We start from the raw sequence: 18,822 nt of genomic DNA, 5'->3' as shown, positions 1-18,822 counted from the left end.
TATTTAAAAATTAACCTAAATTAATTAAACTTTTACTTTAAAATCAAGGAGAAAACATTGAGTATTAGAAATATAGCAGTAATCGCACACGTTGATCATGGTAAGACTACAATGGTTGATCAGTTATTAAAACAATCAGGAACATTTAGCGAAAGAGACCAAGTTGATGAACGCGTTATGGATAGTAATGATATTGAAAAAGAGCGTGGAATTACAATTCTTTCAAAAAACACAGCAATTAATTATAAAGGCACAAAAATTAACATAATTGATACTCCAGGCCACGCAGATTTTGGTGGAGAAGTTGAGCGTGTTTTAAAGATGATTGATGGGGTTTTATTAATCGTTGATGCTCAAGAAGGTGTTATGCCACAAACTAAATTCGTTGTTAAAAAAGCATTAGCATTAGGTCTTAGACCAATAGTTGTGGTAAATAAAATAGACAAAGCTGCAGCTGAACCTGATAGAGTAATTAATGAAGTATTTGACCTTTTTGCTGCACTTGATGCAACTGATGAGCAATTAGATTTCCCTGTAATTTATGCAATTGGAAAAGAAGGTATTGCAAAAAATGAATTAGATGATGATAGTAAGGATATGCAACCTTTATTTGACAAGATAATTGAGCATGTTCCAGCACCAAGTGGTAGTAATGAAAATCCTTTACAATTACAAGTATTTACATTAGGTTATGATAACTTCGTTGGTAAAATTGGAATTGCTAGAATTTTCAATGGAACAATTTCAAAAAATCAAAATGTAATGTTAGCTAAGGCTGATGGGACAAAACACACAGGAAGAATTTCAAAACTAATTGGATTTTTAGGTTTAGAAAAAATGGATATTGATAGTGCTAGCACAGGAGATATCGTAGCAATTGCAGGTTTTGATGCTTTAGATGTTGGAGATAGCGTAGTTGATCCTAGCAATCCTATGCCACTTGACCCACTGCATATAGAAGAACCTACTTTAAGCGTTGTATTTAGCGTAAATGATGGACCTTTAGCAGGAACTGAAGGAAAGCATGTTACAAGTAATAAAATCGCTGAAAGATTAGAAAGCGAAATGAAGACAAATATCGCTATGAAATATGAAAATATTGGCGAAGGTAAGTTTAAAGTAAGTGGCCGTGGTGAATTACAAATTACGATTTTAGCTGAAAATATGAGAAGAGAAGGTTTTGAGTTTTGTCTTGGACGCCCTGAAGTTATCGTAAAGATTGAAAATGGAGTTAAAACAGAGCCTTTTGAAAATCTAGTTATTGATGTTCCTGATGAGTTTAGTGGAACGGTTATTGAAAAGCTTGGAAGAAGAAGAGCTGAGATGAAAAGTATGGTTCCAACAGGAGATGGACAAACTAGACTTGAGTTTGAAATTCCTGCTCGTGGGCTAATTGGATTTAGAAGTCAGTTTTTAACAGATACAAAAGGTGAAGGTATAATGAATCATAGTTTTATGGAATTTAGACCTTTTGTTGGTAGTGTTGAAAAACGCCAAAATGGAGCATTAGTGAGTATGGAAAATGGTGTTGCATTAGCTTATTCATTATGGAATCTTCAAGATAGAGGTGTTTTATTTATAGACCCTCAAGCAAAAACTTATGTTGGTATGATTATAGGCGAGCATAGCCGTCCGAATGACCTTGATGTAAATCCTATAAAAGGTAAAAACCTAACCAATGTTCGTGCTAGTGGTAGTGATGATGCTATTAAATTAGTTCCACCTAGAAAACCTACTTTAGAGCGTGCTATGGAGTGGATTGAAGAAGATGAATTAGTAGAAGTAACTCCAATTAATATTCGTATTAGAAAGCGTTATTTAGACCCAACTCTAAGACGCCGTATGGAAAAATCTAAATCTTAATTTTTATTCTTTCTATTCTAAATCTTTTAAAGAATTTAGAATAGAAAATTAAAATGTTTGAAAATAAAGCTTTTAAGACTTCTGTTAAGCAAAAACAATTAAAATTAAAAGATTATGAAAAAAGCAAAACCTATTAGAATGTGTATTATTTGCAAGATTAGAAAAAATCAAACTGATTTAAAGCGTTTTCAAGTGTCTTTAAATGAAGTTTTATTTCAATTTAATAGCGGTAGAAGTATGTATTTATGTGATGAATGCCTTAAAAAAGATGATAGTGATTTTTTAAAGTCTTTGCAAAAAGTTATAAAAATTAATATAGATAAAAAAGAACTTGCTAGTAAATTAAAAGAAAGGTTTTTAAATGGCGAATATAAAAATTAGTGAAATAGCAGCGGAATTAGGTTATCAAAATAAAGAAACTTTAGAAAAAATTAATGAATTAGGATTTGATTATAAATCACCTCAAAAAGCTGTAAGTGAAGATGTAGCAGCAGCAATATATGAGTATTTAAAAAATGGAACAATTCAACAAATTTTAAAAGATGAAGTTGCAAAATCAAGTAAAAGTGCCAAAAAATCTAGTACAAAATCAACTACTTCTAAAACTACAAAAAGTAAAACTGAAAAAGCTGAAAAAAGTACAAAGACTGAAAAGATTGAAAAAACAAAAAAAACTGAAAGCAAACAAAAAGAAATTCTTAAAGAAGAAACCAAAGAAGATAAACAAGAAACTAAAGAAGAAAAAATAGTAGAAGAAAAAATCACTAAGGTAGAAGTTAAAGAAGAAATGAAAAGCAAAGAAATAGCAAAAGAAGAATTAGTGCAAGAAGAACCTGTAAGTCTTGCAAGAAGTGGGCTTGAAAAACGCCGTGGCTTAGTAATTATTAAGAAGAAAAATGCAGCAAAAGAAGAAGTTAAAGAAGAGGTTAAGCCTAAAGCTCAATCAAAAGAGCCCGTATCGTTTGCTTCAATATTTAGCACAGATGAAAGCTTAAAAAAGAAAAAAGCTAAAAAAATAGTTCCAGCAGCAAGAAAAGAAAGTTCATCTAAGATGGATTTTGATACTAATTTTGCAGAGATTAATGATGATGAAGATGATGTTGTGGTTATGCCTGATTTTTCATTTAATGAAAGAAAAGAAGATATTGAAAAGCCTGCAAAGGCACAAACTTCATTAAGAAGTGCATTTAATAACCAAATCAATCAATTTACAAATACTTCAATAGCAAGGTCTCGCCGTAAAAAATCAAAAGCATATAAAAAAGAACAAAGTAGCGAAGAAATTACAAGTATTAAAATTCCTAAAGAAATAAGACTTTATGAATTAGCAGAGAAGTTAGGTAAAAAAGATAGCGAATTAATCTCAAAACTATTTATGCAAGGAATGATGACTACTAAAAATGATTTCTTAGATGAAGAAACTATTGAGATTTTAGGACTTGAGTTTGGAATTGAAATAAGCTTTTTTGATGAGACTGCACAATTTGATTATGTTGCTGATTATGAAGAAAATCAAGAAGAATTAAAAGATATTAAAGTTCCTGTTGTAACAATTATGGGGCATGTTGATCATGGTAAGACAAGTTTGCTTGATTATATTAGAAATAGTCGTGTAGCAAGTGGCGAAGCAGGTGGAATTACTCAGCATGTTGGTGCTTATATGGTTAATAAAAATGGTAAAAATATAACCTTTATTGATACTCCAGGTCACGAAGCATTTTCAGCGATGAGAGCTAGGGGTGCTAGTGTTACTGATATAGTAATTATTGTTGTTGCAGCTGATGATGGTGTAAAACCACAAACAAAAGAAGCAATTTCGCATGCAAAAGCAGCGGGTGTTCCAATCATTATTGCTGTTAATAAAATAGATAAAGAAGCAGCAAATCCTGATAGAGTTAAAACTCAATTAGCAGAGCTTGATATTATGCCAACTGAGTGGGGTGGAAGTCATGAATTCGTTCATATTAGTGCTTTAAAGGGAACTGGAATTGAAGATTTACTTGAAATTATCTTATTGCAAGCTGAAATTTTAGAGCTTAAAGCAAATAAGAATACAGCTGCAAAAGCAAATATAGTTGAAAGTTCTTTACAAAAAGGTCGTGGTGTAGTAACTACTGTGATTATGGAAAATGGAACGCTAAGAGTAGGAGATACCGTTGTAGCAGGTATTGCTTATGGTAGGGTAAAAAGCATTACAGATAGCAAAGGTAACGCACTAAAAGAGATTTTACCAGGCGAGTGTGGTGTAATTATGGGTCTTAATGAAATTCCTGATGCAGGTGAGACATTAATTAGTGTTGCGACTGATAAAGAAGCAAGAGATTACGCACAAAAACGCCACGAATATTTAAGACAAAAAGAATTAAGCAAATCAACAAAAGTAAGCCTTGATGAATTAAGTGCAAAAATTAAAGAAGGGAATTTAAAATCATTACCTGTTATTTTAAAAGCCGATGTAGGTGGAACATTAGAAGCTATTAGAGGAAGTCTTGAAAAGCTTTCAAATGATGAGGTAAAAGTTGATATTGTTTTAGGTGGTGTTGGTGGAATATCTCAAGGAGATATTGCTTTAGCACAAGCTAGCGGTGGTGTTATAGTTGGCTTTAATGTTCGTCCAACAGGGGATATTAAGGAAAAAGCAAAAGAAGCTAAGGTTGAGATTAAAACATATAATGTAATTTACAATCTAATTGATGAAATTAAGGCTATTTTAGGTGGTTTAATGAGTCCTATTATTAGCGAAGAGCAACTCGGACAAGCTGAAATTAGACAAGTAATCAATGTGCCAAAAGTAGGACAAATAGCAGGATGTATGGTAACTGATGGAAGCATAGTAAGAGGGGCTAAAATCCGTGTTATTCGTGAAGGTGTTGTAGTGTTTGAAGGAGAGATTAGCTCACTTAAACGCTTTAAAGACGACGCTAGAGAAGTTAGCAAAGGTTATGAATGTGGTGTTGGTATCGTTGGATTTAATGATATGAGAGAAGGCGATTTTATAGAAAGTTATAAAGAAGTTCAAAGTAAGGCTAGTTTATAATGAATGATAAAGCACAAATAAAACGCCTAAGAACACAAAGTTTGCTAAAGGAATTAGTAGGAGAAGCTTTAGCAAACTTAGATGATCCTTTATTAAGTGGTCTATTAGTAAATGATGTAGATTGCAAAAAGGGTCGTTATGATGCTTTTATATATTTAGATAAAATGTCGCTTACAAAAGATGAACAAAATTTAGTGCTTTCTAAGCTAAAAAGAGTTAGTAAAGTATTGCAAGCTCATTGCTTAGGAGCACTTGGTATGTATAGATGTCCAAATTTTCATTTTAGGTTTGACGATAGTTTAGATAAAATTAATAGAATAGAAGAATTATTTAAGCAAATTAATAAGGAAAAGAAATAAATGGAGCTAGAGAATTTAGCTAAACAGCTTAATTTAGTGATTTATGATACTGAATTAGCAAAAGAAGGCAATAACTTTATTTATAGAATTTTCATCTTAAAAGATGGAGAAAATAAATCAGTTAGCCTTGATGATTGCGAGCAATTTAGTAGATTGATTTCTCCTATACTTGATTTAAATCCACCTACAGATGAAAAATACTTTTTAGAAGTAAGCTCTCCTGGACTTGAAAGAAAGCTTACTAAAATAGAGCATTTTAAACTTAGTATAGGTGAGATATTAAAAATCAAAACTAAAGAAAAAGAAGAAATTATCTCAAAATTACTTAGTGCTGATGATGAAAAAATCACTTTAGAAGATGGCACAATTTTAAACTACGCAGATATTAAATCTACAAAAACTTATATCTATTGGTAAGGCAAAGCCTTACCTATATACTCTTACTCAAATTAATAATCATTAACAAAATCAAAATTAGAAATAAAAAAACAAAGAAATTTAAAGGAATTTAATGAAAACTATTACAAAAAAAGATACAAAAACCTTAGCATTAAGTGCATTAGGTGGGACATTAGAATTTTATGATTTTATTATATTTGCATTATTTACTCCGTATTTTACACATCATTTTTTTCCAAAAGAGCTTGATGAGAGTATAAAATTATTAAATACATATGGAGCTTTTGCTGCAGGGTATTTAGCTCGTCCATTAGGTGGAGTTATAATGGCACATTTTGGAGATAAGTTTGGTAGGAAAAATATGTTTTTATTAAGCATTATTTTAATGGTAATTCCTACATTTATTTTTGCGATTATGCTTACTTATGAGCAAATTGGCTATTTTGCTATTGCTATTTTATTAGCTATTAGATTAGTTCAAGGCGTTGCAATTGGTGGAGAGTTACCTGGTGCTTGGGCTTTTATATATGAGCATAGTCCTGATAATAAAAAGGCATTATTTTTAGGAGTTTTAACTAGTGGGGTTTGTGGTGGTATTACTTTAGGAGCTTTAAGTGCGTTATTGCTTCAACTAAATTTCACAGAAGATGAAATAAAAGATTATGCGTATAGAATTCCTTTCTTAATCGGCGGTATTTTTGGTCTAATTAGCATTTATCTTAGAAGATTTTTGCAAGAAACTCCTATTTTTAAGCAACTTCAAGCTGAAAAACAATTAAGCGATTTTCCTATAAAATCAGTCATAAAAGATTATAAAATAGAAATAATTTTATCAATGTTTTTAACTATTGTTCTTACTGCTTGTGTTTTAGTATTTTTAATAATGATGCCTAATTTTATGAAAGGTATTTTAAATATTAATCCTGCTTTAAATACTAGCTTACAAATTATTGCGAGTATATTTATGATGATTGGGCTTGTTGTTTGTGGGGCATTGGCTGATAGATTTAAAGCTAGTTTAGTTTGCAAAATTTTTGCTATTTTATTAGTTTTTACTAGCACTATGTATTTTTATTCTTTATATGTTTTAAAGGATTTTGCTTTAACTTGTATATTTTATTTTGCTTCTGCGTTTTTTGGTGGTATTGTTAATTTTACATCATTATTTATGTGTAGGCTTTATAAGGCTAGTATTAGATATACAGGCATAGGATTTTCTTATAATTTAGCTTATGCGATAGCAGGATTTTTAACTCCAATTATCGTAGTTCAATCACACGGAAAATTTGATATTGGTAGTGGATATTACATTATTTTCATATGCTTAATGGCTTTTTTAAATTCTGTATTTTTTGACAAAATTATGAAAAATAAAAAATAAAGAATTTGATTTTAAGATAAACTCTAAAAATTTTTAGAAGTTTATCTTATTTTGGAATAAGTTTTGCTTTTATCAAAATATAAAATATTTAAGGAAAGTTATGCAAAACGGATTTTATCAAGCTACAGGAGCAATGGTTACTCAACTAAATCGCTTAAATGTTATCTCTAATAATTTAGCTAATGTAAATACAGCAGGTTATAAAAGAGATAATGTAGTAATTGCTGATTTTAAAAGGCTTTATGATGAAGAAATGCAAAATATGCCAATTGATAATCATACAAAACAAGCTGCAAAATATATAAATCAAACCATAAATAGAGTTCCTAATATTGATATAGAATACACAGATTTTAGCGTAGGTGCAATCCGTCCGACCAACAATCCTTTAGATATTGCAATCAAAAGAAGTGATTGTTTTTTTATGGTTCGCTCATCAGATGGTAGTGTGAAATTTAGCAAAAATGGAGCATTTAGCCTAGATGAAGATGGCTTTATAGTTACAAAAAATGGAGATAGATTATTAAGCTCGAATTATTTTGAAGACCCTGCAAATGATGGCATTCAAGTAGGAGATAATCAAAGATTAACTATTGATTCAGATGGAAATGTCTATTTAGATGGTGAAGTAGCAAATAGGATTTTTGTAGCTAGGATGGATGATACAAGGGATTTAGAAAAGATAGGAGATAATCTTTATAAATTAGATGATTTAACTAAAATGCAGGATTTCGAGGGCTCAAATGCACTTGCGAGTGGGTTTTTAGAAATGAGTAATGTAAATGCCGTTAATGAAATGGTAGGTCTTATAGAAACTCATCGTTTAGTTGAAATGTATCAAAAAGTAATGACTAGCCATATGGATGAGCTAAATAGCGACGCAATAAATAAATTAGCAAATGTTAAATAGGAGTAAAAATGCTTAGGTCTTTATATACAGCAGCAACAGGAATGATAGCACAGCAAACACAAATTGATACAACATCTCATAATATTGCCAATGTAAATACTATGGGATACAAAAAAAATAGAGCAGAATTTGCTGATTTAATGTATCAAGTAATGGAATACGCAGGCACTAGCACAAGCACAACAACGCAAAGTCCAACAGGTATTGAAGTAGGTCTTGGAGTTCGCCCAACAGCAATTACAAAGCAATTTACACAAGGATATTTCAAAGAAACAGGCAATCAATTAGATATGGTAATAGCAGGTAATGGTTTTTTCCAAGTTCAGCTACCTGATGGCACTACGGCATATACAAGAAATGGTGCTTTTAAGCTAGATAGCGAAGGAACTATCGTAAATAGTGATGGATATAGATTAATCCCTGAAATTACAATTCCTGAAGATGCAGTTGCTATTGGGATAGGAACTGATGGGGTTGTAAGTGTAATTCAAGCGGGTAATCCTGAAGCAGTGCAACTAGGTCAAATTGAATTAGCAAACTTCATAAATCCTAGTGGCTTACACGCATTAGGGGATAATAATTTCCTTGAAACTAGTGCTAGTGGAGCAGTTGTAGTTGGCACTGGTGGGACTAATGGTTTTGGTCAAATTAAGCAAAACTTCGTAGAGATGAGTAACGTGCAATTAGTAGAGGAAATGACTGATTTAATCACAGGTCAAAGAGCTTATGAAGCAAACTCTAAAGCAATCACTACAAGTGATGAAATGCTATCAATCGTAAATGGACTTAAAAGATAAATAATATAGATTGAAATTCTTATAATTTTATAAGAATTTCAAATACGAATTACTTAAAAGTAACCTCTAATGCTTGTTTAATATCAGCTATTAAATCATCAGCATTTTCAATACCAACAGAAAGCCTTACAAGACCTTCGCTAACTCCAGCTTTTATTAATTCAGCTTCATTTAATTGTCTATGAGTATGACTTGCAGGGTGTAAAATACAGCTTCTTGCATCAGCTACATGAGTTGCTATCATTATTAATTTTAAGCTATCTAAAAACTTAACTGCCTTAGCTTTATTTGCTTTTAATGTAAAGCTAATAACCCCACAAACCCCATTAGGCATATATTCTAAAGCTAGATTATAATAAGGACTACTTTTTAGCATAGGGCAATTTACGCTTTCAATATATTCATTATTTTCTAAAAATTCTGCAATTTTTTTCGCATTTTCGCAGTGTTTTGCCATTCTTAAAGGTAGGCTTTCAATATGAGTTGATAGCATATATGCACTAGTTGCAGGTAAACAAGCACCTATATCTCTCATTAATTGAACAATCATTTTTACAATATACGCTAATTTGCCAAATTTTTGCGTATAGATTAATCCGTGATATGACTCATCAGGGGTGTTAAAATCTGCAAATTTTTTAGGATACTTACTCCAATCAAAATTACCGCTATCAAGCACAACCCCAGCAATCACACTTGAATGCCCATCGAGATATTTAGTAGCTGAATGAATAACAATATCAGCTCCGTGTTTTATAGGCTGACAATTAATAGGAGTTGCAAAAGTATTATCAATTACTAATGGAATTTCATTTTCGTGAGCAATATTTGCAAATCTTTTAATATCAAGCACTACTAAAGCAGGATTTGATACGCTTTCAGCGTAAATTAATTTTGTGTTTTCTTTAATAGCTGCTCTTATTTCATCATCTGTGCTATTTGCACTAATAAAGGTGCAATCAATTCCAAATTTTTTAAGCGTTACGCCTATTAGATTTATACTTCCACCATAAATCTCATTTACGCAAACTAAATGATCTCCTGCTTTACAAATATTTGTAATTGCAAAAAATATAGCTGCTTGTCCGCTAGAAGTTAGCACCCCAGCAATTGCTCCTTCTAATTTAGCAATTTTACTAGCTACATAATCATTTGTAGGATTTGCTACTCTTGAGTAAAAGTATCCACTTTCTTCTAAGTCAAATAATTTTCCCATAAATTCACAAGAATCGTATTTGTAAGTAGTTGATTGAATGATTGGCACTTGCCTACTTTCGCCATTTTTTGGCTCATAACCTGCGTGAATACATAAAGTATCTTGTTTTAACATTTTCTCTCCTTTAAAAAAATATTAGTTTAACTTTATTTTAAGTATTTAGCAAGTAAAAAATGGCAAAATTAGTTAAAAAAGGAGAAAAAATGCCCGTTAATATAAAAACTAACCTTCCAGCAAAAGTTTTATTAGAAAATGAAAATATTTTCGTAATGGATGAAGCAAGAGCAAATTCTCAAGATATTCGTCCATTAGAGCTTGTGATTTTAAACCTTATGCCAATAAAAGAAGAAACTGAATTAGAATTACTTAGAATGCTTTCTAATACGCCTTTACAAGTAAAAATCACGCTTTTAAGAATAGCAAGTCACGAGAGCAAAAACACTTGTCAAAGCCACTTAAACGAGCATTATTTGGTATTTGATGAGATAAAGCATAAAAAATTTGATGGAATGATAATAACAGGAGCTCCGCTAGAACAATATGAATTTAGCGAAATAACTTATTATGATGAATTAGTTAGTATTTTAGAATGGAGCAAAAGCAATGTTTTTAGCACTCTTCATATATGCTATGGTGCGATGTTTGGGCTAAATTATCATTACAATATTGCAAAAATTCCTTTAAAAAAGAAATTAAGCGGAGTGTTTTATCACGATGTAATTGATAGTAAAGATGAGATTTTAAGGGGAATTGATGATGTGTTTTTAGCTCCACATTCAAGGCATTCAGGAATTGATGAATTAGCCTTAGCAAATCATAAATCTTTAGTGATTTTAGCTAAAAGCGATTTAGCAGGAAGCTATTTAATAAGAAGTTCTGATAGAAGACAAGTTTTTGTCCTAGGTCATCCTGAATACTCTCGCACTACTTTAGATAATGAGTATAAAAGAGATATTAAAAACGGCTTAGATGTTGATATTCCTTATAATTATTATAAAGATGATAATCCAAACAATCCCCCAAAACTTACTTGGAGAGCTCACGCAAATTGCGTTTATATCAACTGGCTAAATTATTATGTATATCAAACTACACCTTTTGAATTAGACAAACTTAATTCAATTAATTAAGATTTAGATTTTCTAAATCTTAATTAGATTTTTTTAACTCCGCTTTCATTCATATAATTTATGAAATCTTGTCTTAATTCTTCTTCTTTTTGTTTTATTTTTGCTAGTTCTAATTCTTGCTCTTTTTTCTTTTCATTTTCTTTTATATCTGTTTTGATTTGTTTTAATGAGTCTAAAAAGTCCATTTTTTCTCCTTTTGATTTTTGTATTATATTATTTAAATAATGTAATAAATAACTTTTAAAAATACAAATTCAATATGTTTTATTTAATAAATTTTTGCATAATGCTAAGTCGTAAAGAGTTAAAAAGAGATAATTTTATTAAATCAAAGGAGATAATTTGAAAACCATAATCGCATTAGATTTTGACACCTTAGAGCAAAGCCGTGAATTTGTATCAAAACTATCAGCAAAAAATCTTGAAAACTATGCAAAAGAGCATAATTTAAAATTAATTATGCCTTATTTAAAAGTCGGTATGTGGCAATACTACACAGCTGGAAATGACTTTTTAAAAGAGCTAAAAGACTTAGGTTTTAATATATTTTTAGATTTAAAATTAATTGATATTCCAAATACTATTTATAATGCTACTAAGACACTTTTAAAAAATGATATTGATATTTTAAGCCTTCATTCTTTTGCAGGCGAGCAAGCTTTAAAGGCTGCTGTTAATGCTAAAAATGAATTAGGTAGCAAGTGTGAATTATTTGGAATTTCTGTATTAACTTCGTTTGAAGAAGAAGAATTTAAAAATGATTTAGGCTTTAATGGAAGCATTAATGATTGCGTAAAACAACGCTGTTTAATCAGCAAAAAAGCAGGTCTTGATGGCATAGTAAGTAGTGCTTATGAAGCAAAATTTGCTAAAGATTTAGGACTTAAGGCTCTTACGCCTGGCATTAGATTTTTAGGCAATGATGCAAATGACCAAGCAAGGGTTGCTACGCCAAAATTTGCTATAGAAAACAATATTGATTATATTGTAGCTGGTAGAATGATTACAAAGAGTTCTAATCCTATTAGAGCTTATTTTCAATGTATAAAAGGAGAAGAAAATGAATAAAGAAGTTGCAAGTGAAGTTGTAAAAATATTAAAAGATTGTGAAGCAATATTTATTAATACTAAAGAATTTTTCACATATTCAAGTGGTATTAAAAGCCCTATATATTGTGATAATCGTGTGTTAATTAGCTATCCAAAAGAGCGTAAAATCATAGCAAATCATTTAGCGAATTTGATTAAAGAAAAAGCAGGAGATGTTGATTACATAGCAGCAACTGCTACTGGAGCTATTGCTCACGGAGCTTGGGTGGCTGATATATTAAACAAACCATTAGTATATATATTATCAAAAAACAAAACCCACGGAAGAGCAAAGATGATTGAAGGAAGCTTTAAGCACGGAAGCACTTGCGTTGTGCTAGAAGATTTAATCTCAAGTGGCGGTTCAAGTATTGCTGCTGTTGGTGCTGCTAGGTCTCACGGATTAGATGTAAAAGGTGTGTTTTCAATATTTAGCTATGAATTAAATCAAGCTAAGAAAAATTATGAGAGTATTGATTGCCCTGCTTATTCGCTTAGTGGATTTTCTGCATTTAGTGGATTTTTAAGCGATGAAGAAGTAAAAGTTCTAAACGAATGGCGTGACGCTCAAGAATAAAATAATTTTAATTTCAAATTCCGATTTTGGAATTTGAATATCTTCAGACCTTCTTTACTTTACAAAAAATAATTTTTATAATATTTACTTAATAGTTAAAATTAAGGAGAAATAATGGCTTTTAAGAACGCAGTAGTTACAAAAGAACTTGATGAAAAATACAAAATGACAGATATTTTTTGCAATTATACAGATAGCTTATACTATAAACAAAATCGTATGTTGCCTGATGAGAAAAGAATAGTAATAGATGAAGAATTAGATTGTTTTATAATACAAGCTTATAATTTTTTAGACCCTGAATTAGAGCGTGCAAGACTTAGTAAAGGCTTGTGGGTTTTATATTATAAAGGTAATTTGATTGAAGTTATACTTGATTATGATTTTGATATAACAATAGATGGTGTTTTATACGATAAAGTTTGGAGTATTTTTGATATTAAAAACAATGAATTATTAAGCGAAAAAGAAGTTATAAATCTTCTTAAAGAAATATTAGATGTTTATAATGTGGCTGGTGCCTGGGGCGAAATTGAAGAAGATTATAAAGTTTATTTAAGAGATGAAATAATAAAAGAATAAATATTTTAAATCCTAATTCAAATTCTTTAAAAATTGTGGAATTTTAAGTAGGAATTTGGTTTAAAAAAGGTAAGCAAATGGCTTTTAAAAACGCAATTATTGATGATAGATTAGAGAAGAAATATTCTTTTGTAGATATTTGTATTAAGCATACTAATGATTGGTATCTCAAACAACATCATAAATTTCCTTTTGAAGAACGCATTGTAATAGATGAAGAGTTAGACTGCTGGTTTATGAATTGTATGTATTTTGATGACCCAGAACTAGACCATGCAAAACTTAATAAATCTTTGTGGATTTTATATTATAAAGGCGAGCATATAAGGATAATTTTAGATTATGATATCAAACAAGAGATTTATAATGTAGTTTATAATAGAGTTTATAAAATTCTTTCTATAAGAGATAATAAAACATTAAATGAAAAAGAAATAATAGCTTTATTGAAAGAAATATTAGTTGTTTATAAATGGGACGGAAGCTTAAATAATGATAAAGAATTTAAAGCATATATAATAGATGAAGTGCTAGGAGAATACATATAAACAAAAGGAGATTTTATGATAGAAAAAAGTATTGTAAAAATTGTGATGTCAATTGTAATATTGTCTATTTGTTGTTTTTTATTTACGATAATTTTTTTTGTATATGATACTTTTTATATGTTTTTATCAATTACACAAGCACCTTATGGAAGTTTATTAGGCTCAATATTTATTATACCTTTATGTTTTTTAACTCATATAATATATAGCAAGATATCAAAAGAGTTATGTTTAATATTTTTATCTATTATGTTTTGTTTTTCTTATATTCCTATTTGGACCTTATCAATAGGCGGAATAATAGCTTTGATTTTGCCATTTATGTATTATTATTTATTAGTAATGTTATATAAGAAATTCTTTAAAAGTAAATCAAGTTTTGTAGGCAATACGCAGTTTAAATTAGATTTTAAAACTATACAAATTGATAACGAAATTTATGAAAAATATAAAATAAATGAAGCACTTGCTAAATATAATATACAAGATACCATATTCAACACAAAAACCATACTACTTAATAAAGAGCTTGATTGTTTTTTTATTGATTGTGATTTAAATTCAAATAGAATATTTTGGATTTTAAAATATAAAACAGATATTATTAAAATACTTCTTGTGCATAAAAAGCGTTTATCAACTGATACTGCTATATTTGTAATCATAGATATTGCGGGTAATAATTTACTTAGCGAAGAAGAAGTGATTTATTTATTAAAAGAAATCTTAGATATTTATAATCAAGATAAACAAGTAAAATACACATTATTAGATAAAAAATATTAAATGATTAAAGAAATTTTAAAATTTATAATTATATTTACTTTAACTCCTATAAATGCTGTTTTTATATATCTTGCAATTAAATCTTGTTTTGTTGAAAATTATTTGTTTTTAATGTTTGTTTATATGTTTGTTCATTATTTTGTTTTATCAATGAAGTATTTTTATGATAAATCAAAATTTTTTGCCATTGTTTTATTTAGTTTAATTTCGCTTATTTTTGTAGTAGAAAATTGGCTATATTTTATGATTTTTATCGCTATTTATATCCTTGTAATTTATATATTAAGAGAAGTTGATACAAGCAATGCGATTTATGTGATTAATCCAAAAAGATTTGATTTAGTTCATATAACTTTTGGATTTTTAATGCTGCTTTCATTTATTAGTATTGTAAGCTTTTTAAAAGATGAATTAATTATTTATAAAATAATCGGCGTAGTAATTATATTATGCACTTTAATTATATTTTGTGGTGTTAAAAGAGTGATTTGCTATGAAGATTGCTTGGTGTTTGTAAAAGGCTTAGGAGTTAGCAAAATAAAATATGATGATATTAAGGAATATTATTTTCTTAAAACAAATTTTAAAAATACTATAAGAATTTTTTTAAAGCGAAAAAGATTTAAGATTTTTTATAAATCTTATGAGCTTTCCTTTAATAAATTTAATAAAAGCGATTTAGAAAAATTAGAAAAATTAATCAATAAAAATGAAAATAAAAATAAAGGAAGTATATTTCAATGGATTTAAAAGCATTAGAGTTGATTTTAAATACTTTTTATTCTATAAAATATTTTAGCTTATTCAATAAAATTACAAAAAGTAACACAAAATATTGATTTTTATCAAATTTAATCAAAAAAATCATAAAAAACATAATTTCATTCCATAATAAAAGTCTATATTAAAAAAAGGAGTGATTATGAACGATAAACCAATTTGTTATGTTCCTAGTAGAAGAATTGGCGAAGTTTTTAGTGGTGTTCCATCATTTCTAGGGTTACCTAAGATTCATAATGATGAAGAACTAAACAATTATGATATTGTAGTAATGGGTGTGCCTTGGGAAGGGGTTTGCACTTATGGTAATTATTCAGGTTGTGAGTTATCTACAAAAAATATTAGAGCTGCTTCTGTTAGATATGGTGGATATTTACCAGAATTTGATTTAGATGTATTTGATTATTTTACTGGTGGAGATTTTGGTGATTGTGCTATAGAAAATGGTAATTATGATTTTTCTTTTAATAGCATAAAAGATAAGTATTCTAAAATAATGAAAGCCAAAAAAATCTCTGTAGTATTTGGAGGTGATCACTCAATATCATTTCCGTTAATTAGTGAGTTTGCTAAGGCACATAATGGAAATATAGGCATTATTCATTTTGACGCACATATGGATAATATGGATAAATTTGGCGAAGAAAAATTAGCTAGATGTTCTCCTTTTCATAGATTATACGAAGACCCTTATATAGACCCTACAAAAATGGTGCATTTTGGAATAAGAGGACCTAGAAACAATCCAAATGGTTTAAAAGAAGCAAAAAAATTTGGAGCTCATGTAATTACTGGAATGCAAGTAAAAGAAATGGGTTGGAAAGCTGCTATAAGCGAAGCAATTAAAATTGCAAGTAATGGCACAGAAGCTATTTATGTAACTATATGCTCTGATGTTTTAGATATAGCATTTAATCCGGCAGGCCCACCTGATCCTTGTGGTCTTAGCACATATGAACTTGCTATGATGTTGCACGAATGTGGAAAAGCAGGTGCTAGTGCGTTTGATTTTGTTGAATTATATCCAGGAAAAGACCCACAAAATACTTCAGGGCATGTAGCAGTGTGGATGAGTATATATTTTTTAACAGGTCTTACTAAGTATAGATTTAATATTAAATAACATATAAAAACATAAAGGGGAATTATGCAAAATAAATATACTTGGAAGGATAAAATTAAAGCAATAGGGCCAGGAGCTGTAGTTACTGGCTCTTTTGTTGGCCCTGGAACAATTACAACTTGCACTAAGGCTGGAGCTGGATTTGGCTTTGCTTTACTTTGGGCTGTTTTATTTTCAATAATAGCTACTATTATATTGCAAGAAATGTCAGCAAGGCTTGGAATAATTACTCAAAAGGGATTAGGCGAAGCCATATTAAACACTTTTAAAAGTAAGATTGGAAAAATATTAAGTGGAATTTTAGTGGGCGGTTCTGTGGTTTTAGGTTGTGCTGCTTATAATGCAGGGGATTTAACTGGTGCTGCACTAGGTCTATCAACGATAACTGGGATAAATATAACTTCTCTTACTCCTTATATGGGGTTGTTTGTATTTGTATTATTATGGATGGGTAGTTTTAATATTATCAAAAAAATCTTTATGCTATTGGTTATTATAATGGCTTTGATTTTTATCTTAACAATGTTTGTTGTTAAGCCAGATTTTTCTTTAGTTTTTCAAGGATTATTATTACCTACTTTTCCTGATGGCAGTTTATTTACTATCATTGCAATTATAGGGACAACTATTGTGCCTTATAATTTTTTTATACATTCAGCAACCGCTAAACGAACTTGGAAAGATGCTAGTGAATTAGAACTATCAAAATGGGATATATATTTTTCTATAACCACAGGTGGAATTATTACAGCAGCTGTTGTAATTACAGCTGGTGTTGCAATGATAGGAATGGAAGTAAAAAATGCTTCTGATATGGCTATACAACTTAGACCATTATTAGGTAATTATGCTGAAATAGTTTTGGGTGTTGGTATATTTGCTGCTGGACTTGCTTGTTCTATCAGTTCTCCTATGGGAGCTGCTTATGTTATGAGTGCTTTTTTAGGTTGGGATTATAAGCATAACGATATTCGTTTTAAATTAACCTGTTCTGCAATATTATTAATTGGAGTAATTGTTTCTTCAACCGGATTTAATCCTATAACTTTAATATTTACAGCTCAAATTCTAAATGGCATAATACTACCTGTAATTGTTGTTTATTTGGTGTATATTACATCAAGCAGTAAGGTTTTAAAAAATCATAAAAATAGCAATATTAAAATATTTTTAGGTATTATCATCGCTTTAATTTCTGTGATTTTAGGCGGAAGTAGTTTAATTAGTGCGATAGGAAATGTAATTTAAATATGCAAGAGTTGTTAGATAGATTAGTAAAAGATAATATTAAATATACAAAATTAGGAAGATTGGCAAATTATATCCCAGAGCTTAGCAAGGCTAAATTAGACGCTTTGGGAGTTTGCGTGATTGATAAGGATTATAATGTTTTTTGCTCGGGTGATAGTGAGCTAAGGTTTAGTATTCAAAGTGTTTCTAAAATAGTTACTTTAATGTTAGCTTTATTAGATAATGACTATGAGTATGTATTCTCAAAAGTAGGTGTTGAGCCTACAGGAGATGCCTTTAATTCAATTATGAAACTTGAAACATCAAACAATAAAAAGCCATTTAATCCAATGATAAACGCAGGTGCTATTGCTGTTGCTTCTATGATTAAAGGCAAAAATGCTGAAGAGAGATTTAATAGAGTGCTTGAGTTTTTTCGTTTGATTACTGATGATAATGAAGCGTCATTAAGTACCAAAATATACGAAAGCGAAAATAAAACAGGCAATAAAAATAGAGCCTTAGCGTATTTTATGAAAAATGATGGGATTATTAGTGATGATGTTGAGGTGGCTTTAGAAGTTTATTTTAAACAATGCTCAATACTAGCTAACACAAAAAGCCTAGCTAAATTAGGATTATTTTTAGCTAATGATGGGCTTAAAGATGGTAAGCAAATAGTTAGTAAAAAAATAGCTAGAACGATTAAGAGTTTAATGCTAACTTGTGGAACTTATGATTTATCAGGAGAAATAGCTGTAAGGGTAGGACTTCCATGTAAAAGTGGTGTGGGCGGTGGTATGGTATCGCTTGTCCCTAGAGAATTTGGTATAGGGGTTTATGGGCCAGCACTTGATAGCAAGGGTAATTCAATAGGTGGTGTTAGGATATTAGAGGGTTTATCTAAAGCTTTAGATTTATCAATTTTTTAAATTAATCTAAAATAATTAAAAGTATCTAGTAATTTTGTGCTTTATATTTTGAGTTTTAAGATTTAAATTCTTATAATTTCACT

General features: G+C 29.7%; 20 protein-coding genes. 18 read left to right on the top strand and 2 right to left on the bottom strand.

Annotation, left to right across the window (positions count from 1 at the left end):
• Positions 1-57: 57 nt before the first annotated feature.
• The 8 genes from typA to flgG all read left to right on the top strand — a co-directional run bounded on the left by typA (position 58) and on the right by flgG (position 8,746).
• The gene (gene typA / locus AVBRAN_RS08520; RefSeq protein WP_214116827.1) at positions 58-1,863 is read left to right on the top strand and encodes a translational GTPase TypA; all 1,806 of its coding nucleotides are present in this window, start codon (positions 58-60) and stop codon (positions 1,861-1,863) included.
• Between the two features lie 114 nt (positions 1,864-1,977).
• Positions 1,978-2,244 carry a DUF448 domain-containing protein gene (locus AVBRAN_RS08515; protein WP_214116825.1) on the top strand — a complete coding sequence of 89 codons (267 nt, stop codon included), beginning with the start codon at positions 1,978-1,980 and terminating at the stop codon, positions 2,242-2,244.
• Complete coding sequence (infB, locus tag AVBRAN_RS08510) at positions 2,225-4,900, top strand: translation initiation factor IF-2 (RefSeq protein WP_214119782.1); 2,676 nt, start codon at positions 2,225-2,227, stop codon at positions 4,898-4,900. The genes AVBRAN_RS08515 and infB overlap by 20 nt, the downstream gene beginning before the upstream one ends.
• Positions 4,900-5,259 (top strand): 30S ribosome-binding factor RbfA, encoded by a 360-nt coding sequence (gene rbfA, locus AVBRAN_RS08505; RefSeq protein WP_214116821.1) that lies wholly within the window; start codon positions 4,900-4,902, stop codon positions 5,257-5,259. Before infB ends, rbfA begins: the two co-directional genes overlap by 1 nt.
• On the top strand, positions 5,260-5,676 hold the full coding sequence (locus AVBRAN_RS08500) for a ribosome maturation factor (RefSeq protein ID WP_214116819.1): 417 nt from the start codon (positions 5,260-5,262) through the stop codon (positions 5,674-5,676). It abuts the gene before it with no gap.
• Positions 5,677-5,770: 94 nt separating this feature from the next.
• Positions 5,771-7,039, top strand: coding sequence for an MFS transporter (locus AVBRAN_RS08495; RefSeq protein ID WP_239803043.1), 1,269 nt, complete (start codon positions 5,771-5,773; stop codon positions 7,037-7,039).
• 100 nt (positions 7,040-7,139) lie between these two features.
• Positions 7,140-7,949: a flagellar hook-basal body protein gene (locus AVBRAN_RS08490; RefSeq protein ID WP_214116815.1), complete on the top strand. Its 810-nt coding sequence runs from the start codon at positions 7,140-7,142 to the stop codon at positions 7,947-7,949.
• 8 nt (positions 7,950-7,957) lie between these two features.
• Positions 7,958-8,746 (top strand): flagellar basal-body rod protein FlgG, encoded by a 789-nt coding sequence (gene flgG, locus AVBRAN_RS08485; RefSeq protein ID WP_214116814.1) that lies wholly within the window; start codon positions 7,958-7,960, stop codon positions 8,744-8,746.
• Between the two features lie 49 nt (positions 8,747-8,795).
• On the opposite strand, the gene AVBRAN_RS08480 is transcribed toward flgG, so the two are convergent.
• Positions 8,796-10,076, bottom strand: a complete 1,281-nt coding sequence (locus tag AVBRAN_RS08480; RefSeq protein ID WP_214116812.1) for an O-acetylhomoserine aminocarboxypropyltransferase/cysteine synthase family protein — start codon at positions 10,074-10,076, stop codon at positions 8,796-8,798.
• An 89-nt stretch (positions 10,077-10,165) separates the two neighbouring features.
• Here AVBRAN_RS08480 and metA point away from each other — a divergent pair, with 89 nt between their 5' ends.
• Positions 10,166-11,092 (top strand): homoserine O-succinyltransferase, encoded by a 927-nt coding sequence (gene metA, locus AVBRAN_RS08475; RefSeq protein ID WP_214149860.1) that lies wholly within the window; start codon positions 10,166-10,168, stop codon positions 11,090-11,092.
• Between the two features lie 23 nt (positions 11,093-11,115).
• On the opposite strand, the gene AVBRAN_RS08470 is transcribed toward metA, so the two are convergent.
• Positions 11,116-11,277 (bottom strand): hypothetical protein, encoded by a 162-nt coding sequence (locus AVBRAN_RS08470; RefSeq protein WP_214116808.1) that lies wholly within the window; start codon positions 11,275-11,277, stop codon positions 11,116-11,118.
• Positions 11,278-11,434: 157 nt separating this feature from the next.
• On the opposite strand from AVBRAN_RS08470, the gene pyrF reads away from it, so the two are divergent.
• The 9 genes from pyrF to glsA all read left to right on the top strand — a co-directional run bounded on the left by pyrF (position 11,435) and on the right by glsA (position 18,739).
• A complete protein-coding gene (gene pyrF / locus AVBRAN_RS08465; RefSeq protein WP_214116806.1) occupies positions 11,435-12,160 on the top strand; it encodes an orotidine-5'-phosphate decarboxylase in 726 nt (241 codons plus the stop codon).
• Positions 12,153-12,758, top strand: a complete 606-nt coding sequence (gene pyrE, locus AVBRAN_RS08460) for an orotate phosphoribosyltransferase (protein WP_214116805.1) — start codon at positions 12,153-12,155, stop codon at positions 12,756-12,758. Before pyrF ends, pyrE begins: the two co-directional genes overlap by 8 nt.
• A 114-nt stretch (positions 12,759-12,872) precedes the next feature.
• Positions 12,873-13,340 carry a hypothetical protein gene (locus tag AVBRAN_RS08455; RefSeq protein ID WP_239803042.1) on the top strand — a complete coding sequence of 156 codons (468 nt, stop codon included), beginning with the start codon at positions 12,873-12,875 and terminating at the stop codon, positions 13,338-13,340.
• A 77-nt stretch (positions 13,341-13,417) separates the two neighbouring features.
• Complete coding sequence (locus tag AVBRAN_RS08450; RefSeq protein ID WP_239803041.1) at positions 13,418-13,888, top strand: hypothetical protein; 471 nt, start codon at positions 13,418-13,420, stop codon at positions 13,886-13,888.
• A gap of 15 nt (positions 13,889-13,903) precedes the next feature.
• The gene (locus AVBRAN_RS08445; protein WP_239803040.1) at positions 13,904-14,674 is read left to right on the top strand and encodes a hypothetical protein; all 771 of its coding nucleotides are present in this window, start codon (positions 13,904-13,906) and stop codon (positions 14,672-14,674) included.
• On the top strand, positions 14,675-15,424 hold the full coding sequence (locus AVBRAN_RS08440; RefSeq protein WP_239803039.1) for a hypothetical protein: 750 nt from the start codon (positions 14,675-14,677) through the stop codon (positions 15,422-15,424).
• Positions 15,425-15,596: 172 nt separating this feature from the next.
• Entirely contained in the window at positions 15,597-16,577 is a 981-nt protein-coding gene (locus AVBRAN_RS08435) for an agmatinase family protein (protein WP_239803038.1), read from the top strand.
• Positions 16,578-16,601: 24 nt separating this feature from the next.
• Positions 16,602-17,825 carry an Nramp family divalent metal transporter gene (locus AVBRAN_RS08430; protein ID WP_239803037.1) on the top strand — a complete coding sequence of 408 codons (1,224 nt, stop codon included), beginning with the start codon at positions 16,602-16,604 and terminating at the stop codon, positions 17,823-17,825.
• Between the two features lie 2 nt (positions 17,826-17,827).
• A complete protein-coding gene (glsA, locus tag AVBRAN_RS08425; protein WP_214150556.1) occupies positions 17,828-18,739 on the top strand; it encodes a glutaminase A in 912 nt (303 codons plus the stop codon).
• The last annotated feature ends 83 nt before the right edge of the window (positions 18,740-18,822 follow it).

Source organism: Campylobacter sp. RM12651, assembly GCF_022369475.1.
Lineage (GTDB): Bacteria > Campylobacterota > Campylobacteria > Campylobacterales > Campylobacteraceae > Campylobacter_E.
This window is presented reverse-complemented; position numbering and strand designations above follow the sequence as displayed.